This window comes from Amycolatopsis dongchuanensis (genome assembly GCF_039542405.1).
Classification (GTDB): Bacteria; Actinomycetota; Actinomycetes; order Mycobacteriales; family Pseudonocardiaceae; genus Amycolatopsis_E; species Amycolatopsis_E sacchari.
This window is the reverse complement of the sequence record NZ_BAABIB010000075.1, coordinates 321508-342660: the sequence shown is the minus strand read 5'-3', so window position 1 is coordinate 342660 and position 21153 is coordinate 321508. Positions and strand designations below refer to the sequence as shown.

Annotated in this window: 17 protein-coding genes; 4 read left to right on the top strand and 13 right to left on the bottom strand. The window is 72.7% G+C overall.

Going from position 1 to position 21153, the window contains the following annotated elements; genetic code table 11:
- Window positions 1-78 precede the first annotated feature (78 nt).
- Genes ABFX51_RS19215 through ABFX51_RS19200 form a run of 4 tightly spaced genes read right to left on the bottom strand, consistent with a single transcriptional unit; the run spans window position 79 to window position 3989 of the window.
- Window positions 79-1077: an ABC transporter permease gene (locus ABFX51_RS19215; protein ID WP_346054436.1), complete on the bottom strand. Its 999-nt coding sequence runs from the start codon at window positions 1075-1077 to the stop codon at window positions 79-81.
- Window positions 1074-2015 carry an ABC transporter permease gene (locus tag ABFX51_RS19210; RefSeq protein WP_091507339.1) on the bottom strand — a complete coding sequence of 314 codons (942 nt, stop codon included), beginning with the start codon at window positions 2013-2015 and terminating at the stop codon, window positions 1074-1076. The genes ABFX51_RS19215 and ABFX51_RS19210 overlap by 4 nt, the downstream gene beginning before the upstream one ends.
- A 40-nt stretch (window positions 2016-2055) precedes the next feature.
- The gene (locus tag ABFX51_RS19205; protein ID WP_346054435.1) at window positions 2056-3249 is read right to left on the bottom strand and encodes a Cmx/CmrA family chloramphenicol efflux MFS transporter; all 1194 of its coding nucleotides are present in this window, start codon (window positions 3247-3249) and stop codon (window positions 2056-2058) included.
- Window positions 3249-3989 (bottom strand): SDR family oxidoreductase, encoded by a 741-nt coding sequence (locus tag ABFX51_RS19200; protein ID WP_218153460.1) that lies wholly within the window; start codon window positions 3987-3989, stop codon window positions 3249-3251. The genes ABFX51_RS19205 and ABFX51_RS19200 overlap by 1 nt, the downstream gene beginning before the upstream one ends.
- A gap of 76 nt (window positions 3990-4065) precedes the next feature.
- Here ABFX51_RS19200 and ABFX51_RS19195 point away from each other — a divergent pair, with 76 nt between their 5' ends.
- From ABFX51_RS19195 to argG, 3 genes are read left to right on the top strand one after another with little or no spacing between them, the layout of a single operon-like run.
- Window positions 4066-4656: a TetR/AcrR family transcriptional regulator gene (locus ABFX51_RS19195; protein WP_177228694.1), complete on the top strand. Its 591-nt coding sequence runs from the start codon at window positions 4066-4068 to the stop codon at window positions 4654-4656.
- A gap of 46 nt (window positions 4657-4702) precedes the next feature.
- Window positions 4703-6340, top strand: coding sequence for an ABC-F family ATP-binding cassette domain-containing protein (locus tag ABFX51_RS19190; protein WP_346054434.1), 1638 nt, complete (start codon window positions 4703-4705; stop codon window positions 6338-6340).
- A gap of 48 nt (window positions 6341-6388) precedes the next feature.
- On the top strand, window positions 6389-7837 hold the full coding sequence (argG, locus tag ABFX51_RS19185) for an argininosuccinate synthase (RefSeq protein ID WP_346054432.1): 1449 nt from the start codon (window positions 6389-6391) through the stop codon (window positions 7835-7837).
- Between the two features lie 3 nt (window positions 7838-7840).
- Here the strand turns inward: argG and ABFX51_RS19180 are convergent, their stop codons facing one another.
- Complete coding sequence (locus ABFX51_RS19180) at window positions 7841-9325, bottom strand: carboxylesterase/lipase family protein (protein WP_346054431.1); 1485 nt, start codon at window positions 9323-9325, stop codon at window positions 7841-7843.
- A gap of 10 nt (window positions 9326-9335) precedes the next feature.
- Entirely contained in the window at window positions 9336-11711 is a 2376-nt protein-coding gene (locus tag ABFX51_RS19175; RefSeq protein ID WP_346054429.1) for a glycoside hydrolase family 3 C-terminal domain-containing protein, read from the bottom strand.
- Window positions 11712-11901: 190 nt separating this feature from the next.
- Between ABFX51_RS19175 and ABFX51_RS19170 the strand changes: the two genes are divergently transcribed.
- Window positions 11902-12513: a TetR family transcriptional regulator gene (locus ABFX51_RS19170; RefSeq protein ID WP_346054428.1), complete on the top strand. Its 612-nt coding sequence runs from the start codon at window positions 11902-11904 to the stop codon at window positions 12511-12513.
- 271 nt (window positions 12514-12784) lie between these two features.
- Here the strand turns inward: ABFX51_RS19170 and ABFX51_RS19165 are convergent, their stop codons facing one another.
- The 7 genes from ABFX51_RS19165 to ABFX51_RS19135 all read right to left on the bottom strand — a co-directional run bounded on the left by ABFX51_RS19165 (window position 12785) and on the right by ABFX51_RS19135 (window position 21081).
- Window positions 12785-14290, bottom strand: coding sequence for an amino acid permease (locus ABFX51_RS19165; protein ID WP_428832480.1), 1506 nt, complete (start codon window positions 14288-14290; stop codon window positions 12785-12787).
- Window positions 14291-14379: 89 nt separating this feature from the next.
- Window positions 14380-15237, bottom strand: a complete 858-nt coding sequence (locus ABFX51_RS19160; RefSeq protein WP_346054427.1) for a formate/nitrite transporter family protein — start codon at window positions 15235-15237, stop codon at window positions 14380-14382.
- Window positions 15238-15390: 153 nt separating this feature from the next.
- Window positions 15391-16230: an MmyB family transcriptional regulator gene (locus tag ABFX51_RS19155; RefSeq protein WP_091507767.1), complete on the bottom strand. Its 840-nt coding sequence runs from the start codon at window positions 16228-16230 to the stop codon at window positions 15391-15393.
- Between the two features lie 20 nt (window positions 16231-16250).
- Window positions 16251-17270, bottom strand: a complete 1020-nt coding sequence (locus ABFX51_RS19150; RefSeq protein ID WP_091507317.1) for a zinc-dependent alcohol dehydrogenase family protein — start codon at window positions 17268-17270, stop codon at window positions 16251-16253.
- 80 nt (window positions 17271-17350) lie between these two features.
- Window positions 17351-19615 (bottom strand): YfhO family protein, encoded by a 2265-nt coding sequence (locus ABFX51_RS19145; RefSeq protein WP_143249861.1) that lies wholly within the window; start codon window positions 19613-19615, stop codon window positions 17351-17353.
- Between the two features lie 27 nt (window positions 19616-19642).
- Window positions 19643-20386 carry a PIG-L family deacetylase gene (locus tag ABFX51_RS19140; protein ID WP_091507313.1) on the bottom strand — a complete coding sequence of 248 codons (744 nt, stop codon included), beginning with the start codon at window positions 20384-20386 and terminating at the stop codon, window positions 19643-19645.
- Between the two features lie 86 nt (window positions 20387-20472).
- Entirely contained in the window at window positions 20473-21081 is a 609-nt protein-coding gene (locus ABFX51_RS19135) for a TetR/AcrR family transcriptional regulator (protein ID WP_091507765.1), read from the bottom strand.
- Between the last annotated feature and the right edge of the window lie 72 nt (window positions 21082-21153).

The window sequence follows — 21153 nt, the reverse complement described above, 5'->3', positions numbered from 1 at the left end:
CCTGGTTTCGAAGCGGCGGAGCCGCTTGCTGCGGGCCGTCAGCCGGCTCCGCCACCCAAGCAACCATTTCCCTCCTCCTCACCTGACCCGCGCGCGCGGGTCGAGGACTCCGTAGAGGACGTCGACGACGAAGTTCGCCAGTACGACGAAGAAGGCGGCGAACACGGACACGCCCATCAGCAGCGGCAGGTCCACCTGGTGCACCGCGTCCACCAGCAGCCCGCCGAGGCCGGGCAGCGCGAACACCCGCTCGGTGATCACCGCGCCGCCGAGCAGGGAGCCGAGGTCGATGGCGAACACCGTGACCACGGGCAGCAGCACGTTGCGCAGCGCGTACTTCCCGACGACCGTCCGCTCGGGCAGGCCGACCGCCCGCGCCGTGCGGATGAAGTCCTCACCGAGGACCTCCAGCATCTGGCCGCGCGAGAGCCGCGCGTACACGGCGGCGTTGATGAACGCCAGCACCAGCCACGGCAGCACGAGGTGCCACGCCCAGTCGACCGGGCTCTCCGCGAGCGGCACGTACCCGTTGACCGGCACCACGTCGAGCGTGAACCCGAACAGCAGGATCCCCAGCAGCCCCACCAGGTACGCCGGAGCCGACACCCCGGCCAGCGTCACCGTCATCGCGATGCGGTCGGTCGCCCTGCCCCGCCGCAGCGCCGACAGCACACCCGTGGCGACCCCGGTGGCGAGCCAGAGCACCGCGGCGCCCACGGCGAGCGACACGGTGACCGGCAGCCGGTCGCCGATGAGCGTCAGCACCGGTTCGCTCTGCTGGAAGGAGTAGCCGAAACACGGTGCGGCGCAGACGATCGCCGTCGCGCCGGTGCCGAACGTGCGGCCGGTGAAGATCCCGCCGAGGAAGTCGAGGTACTGCTGGATCCACGGCTTGTCGAAGCCCATGAACTGCCGTGCCAGCGCGAGGTTCTCCGGCGTGCACGGCTTGCCGCACGACATGATCGCGGGGTCGGTGGGCAGCAGGTAGAACACCGCGAACATGCCGAAGCTGACCACGAGCAGGACGACGACCATGCCGCCCAGCCGGGCACCGACGAAACGCAGCGTGCGGGTCACCGGCGCACCGCCGTCTTCGGGTCGAGCGCGTCCCGCAGCCCGTCGCCGAGCATGTTGAACGCCAGCGTCGCGAGGAACAGCGCGGCGCCGGGGAAGATCAGGAACATCGGATCGGTCTGCACCCAGTTGATCGCGTCGCTGATGGAACGGCCCCAGCTCGGCGTGGGCGGCGGGATCCCGACCCCGAGGAACGACAGCGCCGCCTCCAGGCCGATGTTGGCCGGGATGGTGACCGTGGTCAGCACGATGATCGGCGCCCACAGGTTCGGCAGCAGCTCGCGGCGGAACACGTGCACCCCGCCCGCGCCGAGCGCCCGCGCGGCACGCACGAAGTCGCGGTTGCGCAGGCTGAGCGTCTGGGCGCGCACGACACGGGCGACGCGCGGCCAGCCGAACAGGCCGATCACCGCGATCAGCAGCAGCGGCCGGGGGATCGAGGCCGGGGCGACGGCACCGACCGCGATCATGAAGATGAGCTGCGGGAACCCGAGCAGCACGTCGGTCACGCGGCTGACCGCGGTGTCCCACCAGCCGCCGGTGTACCCGGCGCTCGCGCCCAGCAGCACCCCGATGACCACCGACACCACCGTCGCCGCGAGTCCGATGAGGAACGACGTGCGTGCCCCGTAGGCGACGATCGAGAACAGGTCCCGCCCGGTCAGCGGCTCGACGCCGAACCAGTGGGCGCCGCTGATGCCGCCGAGCGCGCCGGCGCCCGTGCCGTCGGCGGGGTCGAGCAGGTCCGTGTGGTAGGTGTACGGGTCCTGCCCCTCGATCATGGCGAGCAGCGGCGCGGCGAGCGCGGTCACGATCACCAGCACGATGACGACGGCACTGGCCTGCGCCCACCGGTCACGCCGCAGGGAGCGCCACAGGCCGCGTGACGCCGGAGCGGCGGCGGGCACGGGCGCGCCGCCCGGCGACAGCATGTCGGACAACTGTTCCTCTGCGGGTCTGTCTGGACTGGACCACCGGACCTTAAGAAACCCGGCGAGATTCCGCCATGTGAGGGAACTCGCTTCCCACATTGTGGACACGCTGCCGGGTCGCGTCAACGCCCACCAGGACCAGTGCCACCGCCGCCAGAAGGGTGCCGAGCCAGGCCACCGACGGGTAGCCGAGGCCCGCGCCGAGCGCGAGGCCGCCGAGCCAGGGGCCCACGCTGATCCCGGTGTTGAAGGCGGAGATGTTCCCGGCGACGGCGAGCGTCGGGGCGCCGGGTGCGAGCACCGACACCCGCGAGTTGAGCGCGGGGTTCGTGGCGAACCCGGCCAGCCCCAGCAGGAACACCAGGACCACGACCGCGACCGCGTGCGCCGCCGTCAGCGCGAGCGCGGCCGAGACGGCGAGCAGGCCGGTGAAGCCCGCTACCAGCACGCCGCGGGGGTGCCGGTCCGCCAGCCGCCCGCCGAACGTGATCCCGGCGAGCGCGCCCACGCCGTAGGTCAGCAGCACGGCCGGTACCCAGCGCTCGGCCAGGCCGGTGGTCGTCACGAGCATCGCGCCGAGGTAGGTGAAGGTGCCCAGCAACGCGGCAGTGGAGACGGCGGTCATCGCGTAGGACAGCCACAGCCTGCCCGTGCGCAGCCCGCGCAGCTCGTCCCGCACGCGCGGCGGGTGTGCCGGCCGGTGGTCCGGCACAGCGAGCAGCACACCGATGGCGGCGAGCGCGCTGAGTGCGGCGACGGCCCAGAACGCGCCGCGCCACGTGGCGTGCTGCCCGATCCACGTCCCGGCGGGCAGGCCGAGGACGGTCGCGACGGTGAGCCCGCCCGCGACGACGCTCATGGCCCGCGCACGGCGGTCGGCCGGGACCAGCGCCATCGCGGTGCTGCCGCCGACCGCCCAGAACCCGGCGTAGACGAAGGCGCCGGCGAACCGGGTGGCGAACAGGACCGCGTAGCTCGTGGTCAGCGCCCCGGCGACGTGGACGAGCACGAAGACGGCCAGGAACGCGAGCAGGGCGCGCCGCCGTGGCCAGCGCAGGGTGAGGACGGCCAGCACGGGTGCCCCGGCCAGCATGCCGAGCGCGAACCCGGAGACGAGCAGGCCCGCCTGCGGGATGCTCACCCCGAGGTCGGCGGCGAGCTCGGGCAACAGCCCGGCGAGCACCAGTTCGCTGGTGCCCTGGGCGAAGATCGCGAACCCGAGCACGAGAACCGCGACGGGCATCAGAGCATCGACCCCCCGCTCGCGTCGAGCCACTGCCCGGTCACCCAGCGGGCGTCGTCGCTCGCCAGGAACGCGACGACGTCCGCGATGTCGGCCGGCTGTGCCACGCGCCGCAGCGGGGACTGGGCGGCGATCGCGGCGCGGCCCTCCTCGGTCGCGAGCCGGGTGGTGTTCATGTCGGTGTCCGTCGCGCCGGGCCCGACGGCGTTGACCGTGATCCCGCGCGGTCCCAGCTCCTTCGCCAGCGTCGCGGTGAAGGTGTCGATGGCGGCCTTCGACATGGCGTAGGCCATCAGCTCGGGTGTGTGCGCCCCGTGGGTGATCCGGGTGGAGACGTTGACGATCCGGCCGCCGTCCCGCAGCCGCGAAAGGCCTTGCTGCGTCACGAAGAACGGTGCTTTGGTGTTGACGGCGAAGACCTCGTCGTAGGTCGCCTCGGTCACGTCGGCGAACGGGATCCGGCCGCCGAGGACGCCCGCGTTGTTGACGAGGATGTCGAGGCCGTCGGCGTGCTCGTCGAACGCGGTCCACAGCGCGTCGGCGTCGCCGGGGGCGCCGAGCCGCGCCTGGATCGCGAAGGCCTCGCCGCCCGCCGCGGTGATCTCCTCGACGGTCTGCTTCGCGGCGTCGGCACTGCTGCCGTAGTGCACGCCGACGCGGACGCCGTCGCGCGCCAGCCGCAGCGCGATCGCCCTGCCGATACCGCGCCCCGCCCCGGTCACCAGTGCGGTCCTGCCCACGGTCGCTCCTTTCCCTAGCAGTCGTTACACAAATGACCGTACCAGGTTCGCTAACGATCGCTATAAAATGGCGGCCATGGTGACGAAAACCCGCGGCCGGCCGCGTTCCTTCGACCGGGAAGCGGCGCTGGACAAGGCGATCCGGCTGTTCTGGCGGCGCGGGTACGAGGCGACGTCGGTCCGGGACCTGACGGAGGAGCTGGGCATCGGGGCGCCCAGCCTGTACTCCGCGTTCGGGGACAAGCAGCGGCTGTTCGCCGAGGCGCTGCGGGTGTACGACGCGCAGTACGGCGGCTTCATCGAGGCGGCGCTGGCGGAGGAGCCGACGGCGGAGCGCGCGGCCGCACGCGTGTTCGCGGAGGCGCCCGGGCGTTACACCCGCCGCGGCCTGCCCAAGGGCTGCCTCGTCATCAGCGGCGACGGGGGTACGACGGACGCGGACGTGATCGGGTGCCTGCGGCGGCTGCGGGAGAGCAAGGTCACCGCCTTCGCCGCCAAGGTCCGTGCCGACGTGGCGGCAGGCAGGCTGCCGGAGGACACCGACGCCCGCGCGCTGGCCCGCTACACGATGTCCGTGCTGACGGGCCTGGCGCAGGCGGCCCGCGATGGTGCGTCGCGGGCGGAGCTGGAGGCCGTGGCGCGGATCGCGGAGCGGGCCTGGGGCTGAGGCGGCCGCGGATCGCTCCCGCAACGGTCCCTAGACTCACCTGCTGATGAGCGCAACGATCGTCGTGAAGGGGCTTGCCGCCGGGCACGGCGAACGCACCCTGTTCTCCGGGCTGGACCTGGTCGTCGCGCCGGGGGAGGTCGTCGGGCTCGTCGGGGTGAACGGCGCCGGGAAGTCCACGCTGCTGCGCCTGCTCGCCGGGCTGACGCCGCCCGAGGCGGGGGAGATCCGGCTGAGCCCACCGACCGCGACCGTCGGCCACCTGCCGCAGGAGCCGGAGCGGCGCGACGGCGAGTCCGTCCGCGCGTTCCTCGCCCGCCGCACGGGGGTCGCGGCCGCGCAGGCCGAACTCGACGCCGCCACCGAGGCGCTCACCGAGGGTGCGCCGGGCGCCGACGACACCTACGCGGCCGCCCTGGAGCGCTGGCTCGCGCTGGGCGGCGCCGACCTGGACGAGCGGACCGGCGAGGTCGCGGCGGAGGTGGGGCTCGCGGTCGACCTCGACCAGCCCATGACGTCGCTGTCCGGCGGCCAGGCCGCGCGCGCCGGGCTGGCCTCGCTGCTGCTCAGCCGCTACGACGTGTTCCTCCTCGACGAGCCGACCAACGACCTCGACCTGGACGGGCTCGAGCGGCTGGAGCGCTTCGTGACGGGACTGCGCGCGGCGACCGTGCTGGTGAGCCACGACCGCGAGTTCCTGGCCCGCACGGTGGACCGCGTGGTGGAGCTGGACCTCGCGCAGCGGCAGGTCACCACCTACGGCGGCGGCTACGAGTCCTACCTGGAGGAGCGCGCGGTCGCGCGGCGGCACGCGCGCGAGGAGTACGAGCAGTACGCGGCGACGAAGGCCGGGCTGGAGGCGCGCGCCCGGACGCAGCGGGCGTGGATGGAGAAGGGCGTGCGCAACGCCCGGCGCAAGGCTCCCGACAACGACAAGGCCGGCCGCAAGTTCCGCTCGGAGGCCACCGAGAAGCAGGCGGCCAAGGCGCGGCAGACGGACCGGATGATCGAGCGCCTGGAGGTCGTGGAGGAACCCCGCAAGGAGTGGGAGCTGCGGATGGAGATCGCCGCCGCCCCGCGCGCCGGCGCGGTCGTGGCCACCCTCCGCGGCGCGGTCGTGCGCCGGGGGGCCTTCACGCTCGGGCCGGTGGACCTGCAGATCGACTGGGCGGACCGGGTCGCGATCACCGGCGCGAACGGGGCCGGGAAGTCCACGCTGCTCGCGGCACTGCTGGGCCGGGCCGAACTCGCCGGAGGCAGCGCCGCGCTGGGCCCGGGTGTCGTCGTCGGCGAGGTCGACCAGGCACGGCGGCGCTTCCTCGGCGACGTGGCGCTCGCGGAGGCCTTCGCCAGGGAGGTGCCGGAGTTCGCCGACGCCGACGTCCGCACGCTGCTGGCGAAGTTCGGGCTGACCGCGGCCCACGTGCTGCGCCCGGCGGCGACGCTGTCACCGGGGGAGCGGACCAGGGCGGCGCTGGCGCTGCTGCAGGCACGGGGCGTGAACCTGCTGGTGCTCGACGAGCCGACCAACCACCTCGACCTGCCCGCGATCGAGCAGCTGGAGTCCGCTTTGGACAGCTACCCCGGCACGCTGCTGCTGGTGACGCACGACCGCCGCATGCTGGACGCGGTGCACGTGACCCCGCGGCTGGCGGTGTCCGGAGGGCGGGTCGCGGAGGGCTAAGGCACCCCGGATGAATGGCCATGCATCGCGTTGCATATAGTTCCACTCGTGTCCAAGGTGCTCACTTCCCTGCCTGTCGGTGAACGAGTCGGGATCGCCTTCTCCGGTGGTCTCGACACGTCGGTAGCGGTCGCGTGGATGCGCGAGAAGGGCGCCGTGCCGTGCGCCTACACCGCCGACATCGGGCAGTACGACGAGCCCGACATCGACTCGGTGCCCGGCCGCGCCGGCACCTACGGCGCGGAGATCGCCCGCCTCGTCGACTGCCGCGAGGCGCTCGTGGAGGAGGGGCTCGCCGCGCTCGCCTGCGGCGCGTTCCACATCCGCTCGGGCGGCCGCACCTACTTCAACACCACGCCGCTCGGCCGCGCCGTCACGGGCACGCTGCTCGTGCGCGCGATGCTCGAGGACGACGTGCAGATCTGGGGCGACGGCTCCACCTTCAAGGGCAACGACATCGAGCGGTTCTACCGCTACGGCCTGCTCGCCAACCCCTCGCTGCGCATCTACAAGCCGTGGCTGGACGCCGACTTCGTCACCGAGCTGGGCGGCCGCACCGAGATGTCGGAGTGGCTGCAGGCGCGTGACCTGCCCTACCGCGCGAGCACCGAGAAGGCCTACTCCACCGACGCCAACATCTGGGGCGCCACCCACGAGGCGAAGGCGCTGGAGCACCTCGGCAACGGCATCGAGCTCGTCGAGCCGATCATGGGCGTGCGGTTCTGGGACCCGGCCGTGGAGATCCCGGCCGAGGACGTGACGATCGCCTTCGAGCAGGGCCGTCCGGTGCGGATCAACGGCAAGGAGTTCCCGACCGCCGTCGACCTCGTGCTGGAGGCCAACGCGATCGGCGGCCGGCACGGCATGGGCATGTCCGACCAGATCGAGAACCGCATCATCGAGGCCAAGAGCCGCGGCATCTACGAGGCGCCCGGCATGGCCCTGCTGCACGCGGCCTACGAGCGGCTGGTCAACGCGATCCACAACGAGGACACCCTCGCCGCCTACCACGTCGAGGGCCGACGCCTCGGCCGCCTGATGTACGAGGGCCGGTGGCTCGACCCGCAGTCGCTCATGCTGCGCGAGTCCCTGCAGCGCTGGGTCGGCGCGGCCGTCACCGGCGAGGTGACCCTGCGGCTGCGGCGCGGCGAGGACTACTCGATCCTCGACACGACGGGGCCGTCGTTCAGCTACCACCCGGACAAGCTGTCGATGGAGCGCACCGAGGACTCGGCGTTCGGGCCGACCGACCGCATCGGGCAGTTGACCATGCGCAACCTCGACATCGCCGACTCGCGGGCGCGCCTGGAGCAGTACGTGGCGCTCGGTCTCGTCGGCAGCTCGAACCCGACGCTCGTGGGCGCCGCGCAGGCGGCCTCCACCGGGCTCATCGGCGCGATGCCCGCGGGTGGCGCGGAGACGATCGCCTCGCGCGGCACCGTCTCCGAGGAGGAGGGCCTGCTCGACAACGCGGCGATGGAGGCCGGGACCGACTGAGCGTCAGCCCCAGAACCCGCACTGGTGCTCGACGGAGAACTGCCGGTCGGGGATCGGCACGGACGTGCCGCCCGCGCGCAGCGAGAACGTCGAGCCGGGGTAGGTGGCCCAGCCGGGGTCGCCGGTGCGGATGAACGACGTCCAGTACCGCACCATGTCCCGCGACAGCTGCCGTTCCGCCGCGTCGAACGTCGGCGCGATCGGGGTGCCGTTGTCGAAGCTCGGCCACAGGTACGCCAGCTCCGCCGCGTGCCCGGCGCCCCACACGTACCCAGCGGGTTCGGGGCTCAGGCCCGGGCCCGTGCGGTGGTCGAACTGGTAGGCGTAGGTGCGCGTGTAGTGCGTGAAGGACCGGACCAGCGAACGCGTCGCGCATCCGCCGATACCGCCCACCGTCCCGGAGTCGGTCATGATCGCGCCGATCAGGTACGCCGCCGTGAACCGGTCGGACCGCTCCGGCCACGGGTAGCGAGCGAGGGCCGCCGCGCTGTAGTTCGTGAGCACCCACGACTCGTACTGCTCGCGCGTGGCGCCGACGAAGCCCAGCGCGAACGTGCGCCCTTCGTCCCGGTTCGCGCCGATCAGCAGCGGGACGCGGGTGAACTCGCCGGCGCGCACGACGCTGTCCGGCGGCCGCGGTAGCTCCGGCACGCCGCTGACGAGCGTGGGTGCCGCGTCGACGTCGACGAGCCGGGCCGCCGGAAGCGCCCGCAGGCACGCGACGTCCTGGCAGCCCAAGGACTGTGCGACGGCGGTGCCGCTCTGCTCGGCGGTCGTGAGCGGGGTGCTCGGGCACGCTCCACTTTGGATGATCGCCTGCTGGAAGAGCCCGCGCGAGGCGGGGGAAGCGAGGTGCGCGCACGTCGAGAAGCCGCCCGCGGACTCGCCGCCCAACGTCACCTGGTGCGGATCCCCGCCGAACCCCGCGATGTTGTCCCTGACCCAGCGCAGCGCGGCCTGCTGGTCGAGGAAACCGTAGTTGCCCGACCGCCCGGCCTCCGCGGTGAGCCCGGGGTGCGCGAGGAACCCGAACACGCCGAGCCGGTAGTTGATCGTCACCACGACGACGTCACGGCGTGCCAGCAGGCTGCCGTCGTGCTGGTTCGAACTGCCGTTCCGCAGACCGCCGCCGTGGATCCACACGAACACCGGGAGTTTCTTCGCGCCCGAGGGCCGCTGCACGTTGAGGTACAGGCAGTCCTCGGTCTCCGACCGCGGCCCGTTCGTGCTCGCCGCGGCCGGGCACCGGTTGCCGTACGCCGTCGCGTCCCGCACCCCCGTCCACGGGACGGGCGGGGCCGGGGCACGCCACCGCAGGTCGCCCGTCGGCGGTGCGGCGTAAGGGATGCCGAGGAAGCTGTCCACCCCGTCCGCCGAACTGCCGCGCACCACCCCGGCCCGGGTGTGCGCGTGCGGCGCCCCGGTGGCGGCCGTGGCCGTGCCGGTGGCGAGCAGGAGGAGCGTGACCAGCAGGGAAAAGAGCTTCACCACATCCTCCTCAGTGGACGAAGACGGTCCGGTTCAGCCGGATGTCGCGGGAGGACGAGCCGACCTGCACCTCGCGGTCGCCCGGTACCACCCGCCAGCCCCCGGACCAGTACGACAACGCGCGCCCGGGCAGCTCCAGGCGGATGCGGCGGCTTTCCCCCGGCCGCAGCTCCACCCTGGCGAACGCGGCCAGCTGACGGGCCATCGGCACCGGCGCCGAGGCCGGTGGCCCGAGGTACACCTGTGCGACCTCGGCCCCGGCGCGGTCACCGGTGTTGCGCAGCAGGAACTCCACCTGGCGCCCGTGCACGGACAGGTCGCTGTAGTGGAAGCGGGTGTAGGAAAGCCCGTGCCCGAACGGGAACAACGGCTCGACGTCGTGGGCGTCGTAGTGCCGGTAGCCGACGAAGATGCCTTCGCTGTACTGCGCGTGCCCGTTCACCCCCGGGTAGCGCTCGGGCGGTGCGGTCGGGGCGTCGGCCTCGCGCTTCGGGTACGTCACGGGCAGTTTCCCGCCCGGGTTCGCCTCGCCCAGCAGCAGCGCGGCGGTCGCGTCGGCGCCTTCCTGGCCCGGGTACCACATCTGCAGCACGGCCGCCGTCCGGTCGAGCCACGGCATGGTGACCGGATCCCCGGTGTTGAGCACGACGACGGTGCGCGGGTTCGCTGCCGCGACGGCGGCGACGACGGGATCCTGGTTGTCGGGCAGGGCCAGGCCCGGCCGGTCCTGCCCCTCGGTGCCCTCGTTGAACGCGAACAGCAGCACCGTCCGCGCCGAGCGGGCGAGCGCCACGGCCTCGTCGAGCGCCTGCCGCCGCCGCACCGGAGTGATCCACGCGAGCCGGACCTGCAACGGCGTGTCCGCGGCACCGGTGGCGGTGATGGTGAACTGGTGCGGCTGCCCAGCCTCGAGGTGCACGACCGTGCCCGCGTTGCCGAGCCCGTCGCCGGTGGCGAGCAGGCGGCTGTTGCCGCCGAAGATCGCGCCGACCGAGCCGATCCGCGTGCCGTCGAGCGTGAGCGAGATACCGCCCTGGAACGACTGCACCGCACCGCTGCCCTGGATGCGCAGGTCGTAGTCGCCGGTTTCGGGCGCGGTCAGCGTGCCGGTCCAGGTGCGCGTGGTGCCGGCGGGCAGTGCGGCGGAACCGGTGAAGTCGATCGTGCCCGTGGACAGCGCCGAAGCGGGGACGGGCGCCCCGTCGAGGTCCACGCCCGGTGCGTAGGGCAGTGGGCGGCCGGCCCGTCGCGCGAGCGCGCCGAGCGGGCTTTCCGCGAACTCGGGGACGACGTGCGCGCTCCCGCCCCCGCCGACGAGCGGGCTGCGGGCCGTCGGCCCGATGACGGCGACCGAGCGCAGCCCGGTGAGCGGCAGGACGGCGTTTTCGTTGCGCAGCAACACCGCGCCCGCCGCGGCGAACCGCCGGGCGGCGCGGGCGTGCCCGGCCCGGTCCAGGGGTGGCCGGGTCTTCGGGGTGTCGAACCGCCGCAGCTGGGTGACGACACGCCGTGCCGCGGTGTCCACAACGGACTCGGGGATCCGCCCCTCGCGCACCGCGGTGACGAGAGCGGCGAAGTACGTGCCGCTCGGCATCTCCATGTCGAGCCCGGCGAGGATCGCCTCCGTGCTGTGGGTCGCGCCCCAGTCGGACATCACGAAACCGCGGAAACCCCAGTCACCCCGCAGGATTTCGGTGAGCAGGTGCGCGTTCTCCGACGCGTACACGCCGTTGACGCGGTTGTAGGAGGCCATCACCGCACCGGCTCCGGCGCGCACTGCCGCTTCGAACGCCGGGAGGTAGATCTCGCGCAGGGTGCGCTCGTCGACGTCCGCGCTGACGGTCTGGCGGCCGTTCTCGAAGTTGTTGGCCGCGTAGTGCTTCACCGTCGCGATGAGGCCGGCTTCCTGGATGCCGCGCACCTCGGCGGCGACGAGCTCGCCCGCCAGCAGCGGATCTTCGCCCAGCGTCTCGAAGTTCCGGCCGGCCTGCGGCACGCGGACGATGTTGGTCATGGGGGCGAGCAGCACGTCCTGGCCCAGTGACCGGCCTTCCTCGCCGAGGACGCGGCCGTAGTCGCGGGCGGTCGCGGGGTCGAAGGTGGCGGCGAGCGCGACCGGGGCGGGCAGGGCGGTGGCGGGGCGGGTGACGCGGATCCCGGCGGGGCCGTCGGTCAGGCGGACCTCGGGGATGCCGAGGCGGGGCACTCCCGGGAGGTAACCGGCCTGCCCGAGCGAGGCCGGATCGGTGGCGCCGTGCAGCAGCGACACCTTCTCTTCGAGGGTCATCCGCGAGACGGGGTCCCCGGTCGAGGCGGTGGCGGTCAGCGCGGGGGAGAGGGCGACCGCGGCGGTCGCCAGCAACAGGGTGCGTCGATCGACGTCCATCGGCACAGCCGCCTCTCGTCGTTGGTCGGCGGGTGGTTTCGGTGCGTCGGCCAAGGTAGTGCGCGGAGCGGGGCCGGCGGAAGACCTAGTAGTCGGTAGGTTGTCACGGATCGATGAAGAAGCAGGTCACGCGGGGCTTCTGCGTGCGTTCGCTACCGTTCGTTAGGCTTTTCGGAGTCTAGGGTGGGGCATGCCCAGTACCCGCAAGCCCACGCGGCGGGGCGAGCGCACCCGCGCCGCGATCCTCGACGCCGCCGCCCCGCTGTTCGCCCGCCACGGCTACCGCGGCGCCCCGCTCGCGTCGGTCGCCGAAGCGGCCCGGTTGACCCAGCCCGGTCTGCTGCACCACTTCCCGTCGAAGGAGCGGCTGCTGCTCGCGGTGCTGGAGGAACGCGACCGCGAGGCGATGCGGTGGATGCGGGACACCTGGTCCGAGGGCGGGAGCGCGGCACTGCGCGCGCTCGTCGCGCTGGTGGCCCGCAACACGACGACGCCGGAGCTGGTGCAGCTGTTCACCGTGCTGGTGGGCGAGGGCGTGTCGGAGAGCCATCCCGCGCACGAGTACTTCGAGGAGCGGTACGAGCGGCTGCGGGGCAGCGTCCGCCGGGCGATCGCGCAGGGCCAGGACACGGGCGAGTTCCGCACGGACGTCGACGCGGCCGTGCTGGCGAACCTGGTGCTCGCGATGCTCGACGGGCTGCAGATCCAGTGGCTCCTCGACCGGGACCAGGACATGACCGCCGCGTTCGAGGCGTTCGTGCGGATCCTGCTGGAACACCTCGCGCCCCGGGACGAAGGGTAGGCGCGGCTGGGTCGTTGCGCCGGTTCCCCATCGGGGAGGGGTGCACCGCTACTCGGCGCGCGGGCGCGAGGCGCTGTGGGCGCCCGGCGGTGAGTGGGCTGCTCAGTGAGGGCGGGATTGCTGGCGGTGCTGGAAATCTGCTCCGCGGCGGCGGGATCGCTGCGCGGCGGGGGCCCCGCGACGGGGCCTGACCGGCGACGGGGCCTGGCCGGGCGGCGGCTCGCCCGGCACGGGCGCACCGCCGTGAAGCCGACGGGCGCCGCGGCTCCGCTCAGACCACCCGCAGGTCCTCCTCCACGGCTTCCAGTTCCGCGGCCGAGCCCTGCACCTTCGGGCCGGTGAACCACTTCCGCGCCGAGGCGAACCACCACACCGCCGCCCCGCCGAGCACCACGACGAACGCGACCGGCGTGTAGTTGAACGTTCGCACCGTGATCGGGGACGCCTGCGGCAGCATGAACAACACGAAGATCAACGCGACCCACACCGACGCCACGATCCCGACGAGGCGGCCCCACCGCCCGAGGTGCCAGGGGCCGCGCTCGAACGCGTCGCCCTTGCGCACCCGCAGGAAGACCGGGATCACGTACGCGACGTACAGGCCGACGGTGGCGATCGACGTCACGGCCGCGTACGCCGTCGCGCTCCACAGGTACGGCAGTGCGAGGACCAGTGCACCCACGGCGGCGAGCCACACCGAGTTCGTCGGCGTGCGGGTGCGCTTGTTGATGCGGTGCCACCACGAGGATCCGGGGATCGCGCCGTCGCGGGCGAAGGCGTAGATCATGCGTGAGTTCGCCGTCACCGACGCCATGCCGCAGAACAGCTGCGCGCCGATCGCGATCAGCAGGAGGAACTTGCCGGTGGTCGCGCCCGCCGCGTCGAGGAAGATCTGCGCGGGCGGGACACCGGTCGCGGAGTTCACCGCGCCGTCGTAGTCCTGGATCGCGAAAGTCAAGCCCAGCAACAGGATCCAGCCCGCGACGAGCGACACCAGTATGGAGTGGACGATCCCGCGCGGCCCGGCTTTCGCCGCGTTGCGGGTTTCCTCCGTCATGTGCGCGGACGCGTCGTACCCGGTGAGCGTGTACTGCGCGACGAGCAACCCGAGCGCGAACACGTACGGCGCGAAACCCCAGCCCGTGTTGTTCACGAAGTGCCCGAACACGAACGACGCGGACTGGTGGCGCGCCGGCACGAACGCCAGCACCGCCACGATCACCACGACACCGATGAGGTGCCACCACACGCTGACGTTGTTGAGGAAGGCCACCAGCCGCACGCCGAACGTGTTGAGCAGCCCGTGCAGCACCAGGATGATCGCGAGCAGGGTGATCGTGTGCCCCGGCGTGGCGGCGAACCCGAACTGCAGGTCGAGGAACGCGTTGAGGAACAGGGCGGCCCCGAAGTCGATCCCCGCGGTGACCGCGACCTGCCCGACGAGGTTGAACCAGCCGGTGAACCACGACCAGGCCGCGGCGCTGCGGGGCGGCGCCAGCTTCGCCGCCCAGTAGTAGAGCCCGCCCGCGGTCGGGTAGCTCGAACACACCTCGGCCATCCCGAGCCCGACGAGGACCACGAACACCCCGACCAGCGGCCAGCCCCACACCATCGCGGCGGGGCCGCCGGTGCCCAGGCCGAACCCGTAGAGCGTCAGGCAGCCCGACAGGATCGAGATGATCGTGAACGAGACGGCGAAGTTCGAGAAGGCCGACATGGTGCGCCGGAGTTCCTGCGCGTAACCGAGCTGGTGGAGCCGGATGCTGTCCTCGTCCACGGGATCCCCTCAATGGTCCAGGAACGCGCCAATGCGAGTCCGCAGAAAGTAGCCCCGCCGGGGAAGACCGTCAAGGACGGGCCGGGCCGTCACGCACGCGTGCTCGCCAGCTCGCCCTCCTGACCCGCGGTGTCGGTCCCGTGCGCCTTGGCGCCCGGCCGCCGCGCCACGAAGGCGTACCCGGCGCCGACGAGCAGCCCGCCGCCGACGAGGTTGCCGAGCCCGACGAACAGCAGGTTCCGCCCGAACGCCGCGAGCGTCACGCCGGGCACGTCCTCGAACAGCCCCAGTGAGAACGTCGTCATGTTGGCCACGACGTGCTCGAACCCGGACGCGACGAACGCCAGCAGGCACCAGAAGATCAGCGCCAGCTTGGCCCCGTCGGACTTCGTGCGCGCCGCCATCCACACCGCGAGGCACACCAGGAAGTTGCACAGCACGCCGCGGCAGAACAACGCGCCCGCGGACTCCGCGGTCTTGGCCTTCAGCAGGCTCGCCAGCAGTGCGGCACCGGGCGCCGCGTGGCCGGGGGTAGCCCCGATCGCCAGCACGCCGCCCTCGTGCACCAGCCACGCGAACAGGACCGAGCCGAGCAGGTTGCCCGCGAACGACACGAGCACGACGGCCACCGCCGCACCCACCCCGCGCCGCCGCACGAGCACGCCCTGCGTCATCGTCATCATGTTGCCGGTGGACAGTTCCGCGCCGGCGAACACCACGGCGGTCAGCGCGATGCCGAACACCAGTCCCTGCACCACTTTCGTCCAGGGCGAGTGCGCCGCGTCGAGTGGTCCGGTCGCCTCCAGCAGCAACACGACGGCGACCCCGATGAACGCCCCGGCGAACAGCGAGCTCACCAGGTAGCGCCCCGGGCGGCGCAGGTCGTCGATCTTGCCTTCGGCGACCTCGGCCTGCAGGCCGAGTGCTTCGGACGCGGGAATCGGCACGAGCTTGTCCTTTCTCCGTACGCTGCGGTGACGCCCGCATTCGATCTCCGTCCCGCGTCGCGGACGTGGCGGGCAGATCAGCGTGCGGTATCCGTTCACGCACTCGTGCCGGTATCCGGTGTGAAACCTCCCATCACCGGGTGATCCGGACGTTCAGGCGATATCGGCCGCCGCAGGGGAGTCCAGCGCCAGCAGCGCCAGCGCGTCGGCCGCGGGGGAGCCGGGTGCGGCGCTGTAGGTGACCATGATCAGGTTGTCGTCCCCGGGCAGCTCGAACACGTCGAAGTCCACCTCGAGGAGGCCGACGCCGGGGTGCCGGAACGCCTTCGTGCCGGTGCGGTGGATGTGCATGTTGTGCCGCGCCCAGTCCCGCGCGAAGGTGCCGCTGCGCGCGGACAGTTCGCCGACGAGCGCGGCGAGGTCCGCGTTCGCCGGGTCACGCCCGAGGTCGCGGCGCAGCATCGCGGCACAGGTGTGCCGGGCCAGCTCCCAGTCGACGTAGAACTCCCGCGCCCGCGGGTCCAGGAAGATGAACCGCGCGATGTTGGGCCGCGGTCCCGCCTCGAAGTGCGGGGCGTACAGCGCCCGTCCCAGCGCGTTCGCTGCCACGACGTCCTGCGCGGCGTTCTGCACCATGGCCGGGACGTCCATCGCGTCGAGGATCCGCCGGACCGACGGCCGCACGTGCCGCGCGGAGTGCCGGGGCCGGCGGGCACGGGCGCGGGCCAGGTCGAACAGGTGCGCGCGCTCGGCGTCGTCGAGCTGCAGGGCCCTGGCGATCGCGTCGAGCACCCCGTCCGACGCGCCCGCGATGTTGCCGCGCTCCAGCCGGGTGTAGTAGTCGGTGCTGACCCCGGCGAGCGTCGCGACCTCCTCGCGCCGCAGCCCCGGCACCCGCCGTTCGCCGCCCACGTCGGGCAGCCCCGCGCGCGCCGGGGTCACCCTGGCGCGGCGCGAGACCAGGAAGTCCCGGACGTCCTTCTTCCAGTCCACGGCTCCACGGTAGGCGCCGTTCATACCGTGAGCAGGACCTTGATCGCCCGTCGTTCGTCCATCGCCCGGTAGCCCTCGGCGGCGTCGGCCAGCGGGAGGGTGCGGTCGAAGACCTTGCCGGGGTCGATGGTGCGGTCCCAGATGAGCTGGATCAGCTCGGGCAGGAAGCGGCGCACGGGTGCGGGTCCGCCGTGCAGGTGCACCCCGGAGAAGAACAGCTCGCCGCCGGGCAAAGCGACGTCGTGCGCGACGCCCACGTAGCCGACGTGCCCGCCGGGGCGGGTCGCGCGGATGGCCTGCATCATCGACTCCTGCGTGCCCACGGCCTCGACCACCGAGTGTGCGCCCAGCCCGCCGGTGAGGTCCTTGAGCTTCGCGACCCCTTCGTCACCCCGTTCGGCGATGACGTCGGTCGCGCCGAACTCGGCGGCGAGCCGCTGTCGGTCGGCGTGCCTGCTGAAGATGACGATCCGCTCGGCGCCCAGCTGCTTCGCGGCCAGCACCGCGTGCAGGCCCACCGCGCCGTCGCCGACGACGGCGACCGTCTTGCCAGGCCCCGCCTCCGCCGCGACCGCGCCGAACCAGCCGGTGCCCAGCACATCGGACGCGGCGAGCAGGGACGGGACCAGGTCCGCGTCCGGCATCCCCGGGGTGGCCACGAGCGTGCCGTCGGCGAGCGGGACGCGGGCGCGCTGCGCCTGGGTGCCCAGCGCGCCCATCGGCTCGGCGTGCACGCAGCGGGACTGGTACCCGGCGCGGCAGATCTCGCAGGTGTTGTCGGAGGCGAAGAACGAGCCGACGACGAAGTCACCGGGCTTGACGTTGCGCACCTCGTCGCCGACCTCTTCGACCACGCCGACGTACTCGTGGCCCATCGGGGCGTCGTGGACGTCGTCGGCGCCGCGGTAGGGCCACAGGTCGGACCCGCAGATGCAGGCCGCGGCGACCCGGATGACCGCGTCCGTCGGGTACTGGATCTTCGGGTCTTCACGCTCTTCGACCCGGACGTCGCCGGGGGCGTGCATGACCACACCAAGCATCTCGTGTCGCTCCTCGTGAGTCGTTCGAGCACGGTCGCGCGGAGGGGCATACCCGCTGCGGCGGCCGTGACACGACCACGTTAGGTCGGCGGAGAGGGGAGCTGGGAGGTTCTGCGAGGCCCCCTCAGCCGGCTGCGGCGCCACCACCAGACGGCCGCGTGCGCCAGCGCGACGACCGTCGCCGCCCCGAACACCCACGCGGCGGCACGCAGCCCGGGCTCGCGGAAGGACAGGTCCACGCGGTGCTCACCGGGGGGCACGTCCAGCACGATCAGGCCCGTGGCGTCCTCCCGCACCGGGACGGCGGCACCGTCCACAGTGGCCGTGTAGCCGGGCCAGTTCAGCCGGGCGAAGAGGATCCGGCCGCCACCAGGCTGGGCGCGGTAGGTGACCGCCTCCTGCTCCGGCTGGGACCGCGAGTCCAGCACCTCGGTGCCGGGTGAGGCCCACGACACCCGGCCGGGGTAGGGCGGCGCGGACCGCGTCCACACGGTGCGGACGGCGTCGCGGGCCGCCACCTGCCAGCCCGGCGGGGGTGGCTGGTCGGCGGCCTCGGGCAGCAGATGCCGTTGCAGGACCAGGGTTTGCACGCGCAGCGCGTCCACCGGCGGGACGCCGGTGTCCGCGTCCGGCTGCCACAGCCGCCGGAAGGCGTCCGGGCACACCTCGCCCTTGTAGGTCATGCACAGCGCCGTGTTGAACTTCGCGAAGCTGATGCCGCTGTAGTGGTTGATCGTCTCGTGGCCGCGCAGGATGTTCTCGTTGCCGAACAGGAGGTCCCCGTTCGCGTAGTCCTCCGTGCGGACCGGCGTCTGGTCCGCGAGCTGCAGCACTGTGCCGCGCATCGTGACCGCGCCCTCCCGGATCTGGCTCACCGAAACCGGGCCCTCCGCGGTCGGCGCCGCCTTCACCGGGAGGTTCCCGGTCTGGTAGGCCATGATCGCGACCGTGCCGGCCAGCAGCACGGCACCGAACGGGCGCGGCCCGTACCGGCGGTGGACGACGACCGCGGCCGCGACCAGCGCCAGCACGGCGACGGTGGCGAGCAGGTGCAGCCAGGAGATCTCGGGGCTGAGCGCGGTCGAGAGGTACCCGGCCACCAGGACCAGGCACGCCGAGGCCACCGCCCGCCGCCGCACGTGGTCCCGCGCGAGCCCCGCGGACAGCAGCACCGCGACGAGGACGGCCACCCCCAGGTACAGGTGCTCGATGAGCCGGATCGGCCAGCGGAACAGCCACAGGTTGGACGGGCCGAGCACCAGCAGGAAGTAGATCCCGCAGATCACCGCGACGCTCGTGAGCGGGCGGGCCGCCCGGCGGAGCGCGCCGAACCGCACCCACGGCAGCAGCGGCACGGCGAACCACGCGAAGTACGTGGAGGGCAGGGTTTCGCGCACCGCGCCGTCCCAGTTGACGATGCCGGGCAGGTACGTGGGGGCGCTGGAGGTGAGCAGGTCGCCGAGGTGCGGCACCTGGAACATGTCGTTGCTGATCATGGCGAGGCCCTGCCGGTCGGTCACCGGCAGCACCAGCTGGAGCGGCAGGAACGCGGGGAAGGCGGCCGCCGCGACGCACAGCCCGATGAGCACGAGGTGCGCGATGGGGCGGAATCGGCGCCGCAGGGCCAGTTCGACGATGATCCCGGTGCTGACGATCGCGATGCCCAGTGCGGCGTACGGGTTCCCGGTGGTGATCGCCAATGCCCCGAAGGCGAACGGCACCAACGGGTTCAGCGCGCCGCGCACGTGCCGGCGCGCGGCCCACCAGAACCACGCCAGCCACGTGAGCGCCATCAGCTCGGCCGGCCAGCCCGCCGCCGCGTAGAAGAGCGTGAAGCCCCCGGCGGGCATCGCCAGCCCCAGCACCACCGACGGCACGCGCGCGGCGCCGTACTCGCGGCACAGCAGGTATGCGGCCATGCTGAGCAGGGCGAGGAAGGCGACGTTGACGACCGCCGAGGCCGCCGCGAGGTTGTCGAACAGCGAAACCACCACGTAGCCGAGCAGCTCGACGGGGTTCCACATCGCGTACTCGCCCTCGGCGGCGTAGTTGCCGCCGTACCAGCCCGCGGCGTCCATCATCGGCCAGTGCCCGGCACGCAGCTGCGTGCCGAGGTGGTGCCAGAGCGGCACGAACGACTCGGGGTTGTCGCCGACGAAGAAGAAGCGCGGCTGCAGCCAGTACGGGATCGAGAATCCGACGACGGCCACGGCACCGACGGCCAGGACCACGAGCCACTCCGGCACGCGGCGTGACCGCGGGGCGGGGGCCTCGGTGGTGTGGGACAGCGCAGTAGCGTTGCCGACCTCGGCGTCGAGCCCCATGGTCCCCCTATCGGACGTCACCCAAATGGCGTTACGGGCGATTTTCCGTCAGCGCACCCGGCCGTAGTCGCGCGGCCCCCACCAACCCCATTCCGTCTCGTCGGGCCCGCCGGTCCGCCAGCCGTACGCGGCGAAGAGGAAACGTTTCGCCTCCAGCGCGAGACCGTCGAGGTTGGCGGGCCGGTTCTTCGTGTCGTAGCCGGTCCAGAACCAGGCGCTGGCCCGGTCGGCGTCGGCGATCGCGTCGGCGGCGGCCGCGGTCGCGTAGTGGTCGGGGTGGTCGCCGGGGTTGCGGGCCGGATCGGGGTCGGCGACGTTGAGCCACGGCGTTTCGCCGCTGTCGCGGTGACCGGCCACGATCGCCCGCAGGGTCGCGACGACCGCGGGCCAGCCCTGGTACGGCGTGCTCCCGTCGAGCGGGGTCAGCGCGCCGAGCCGCCCGTCGCGCAGCATCGTGAGCGAGCCGAGGCCGAAGCCCTGCCCGTCGAGCCCGCCGTCGGGCAGGCGGAGCGGGTAGAGGAACCAGTTCGCCGCGCGGTACCGGGTCAGGGCGCGGCCGCCGAGCGTGATCGTCTCGGTGGTGACGGGTGGATCGCCGGCGGTGGCGTTCAGGGCGTCCACGAGGCCCTGCTCGCGCGCCTGCCACCAGCCGTCGGTGCGCCCGGCGTCCCCGCCCGTGGTCGTCACGTGCACGACCTGCGCGCCGCGGGTGTGTTCGTCGGCGAAGAGCTGGTTGCCCCGGAACAACAGCGCGTCGTCGGCGTGCGCCGCGAAGTAGAAGCTGTGTGCCATCCCCGCCTCCTCACCCCCGTAGTCGCGGTGGGGACCGGCGCCGTTTCCCCGGCGAGCCCGAAGTGGACGCCCAGTCCTGGATCGGGCTACGACCGGGGTTCGGTGGGGCCTGCGCCCAGCGTGAGCACTCGTTCGAAGGCGGCCCGCACGTCGTCCACCAGGGTGCGGGGGTCGTTGCCCAGGCGTTTGGCGGTCTGGTAGCAGGCGATGGCGATGTGCGCGGCGAAGCGGGCGGTGGCCTCGTCGGATCCGCGGCCGATGAGCAGATCGCCCAGTTTGTCGGCGATCTCCTGCACCTTCACGGCGTCGCGGGCGCGGAGTTCCGGGTGCTGCTCGATGAGCTGGAAGTGGCGGGTGTAGCCCTCCGGGTCGGCGGCCGCCTGGGCGCAGATCGCGAGCACGACCGGGCGGAGTTGCTCGATGGCTTCGGTCGCGCTCCGTGCGGCCGGGACGTCGTCCGCCCGGGCCGTCGCGTCGACCACCTCGAGCAGCTCCTGCTCCCTGGCGAACACGACCTCCTGCTTGTCCACGAAGTGGCGGAAGAACGTGGTGCGGCCGACTTCGGCGCGCTCGGCGATGTCGCCGACCGAGACGCCGTCGAAGCCCCGCTCGTGGAACAGCTCCTGGGCGGCCTCGATGATGCGCGCTCGCGCCTGGCGTCGCTTGCGCTCCACGAGCGGACGAGGCGAGGTCATGACCACCAGCATAGCAAGAGTGGCTTGCCGTTCCATGAGGAACTGCGTACAGTCTGGTACTGGGTACCAACA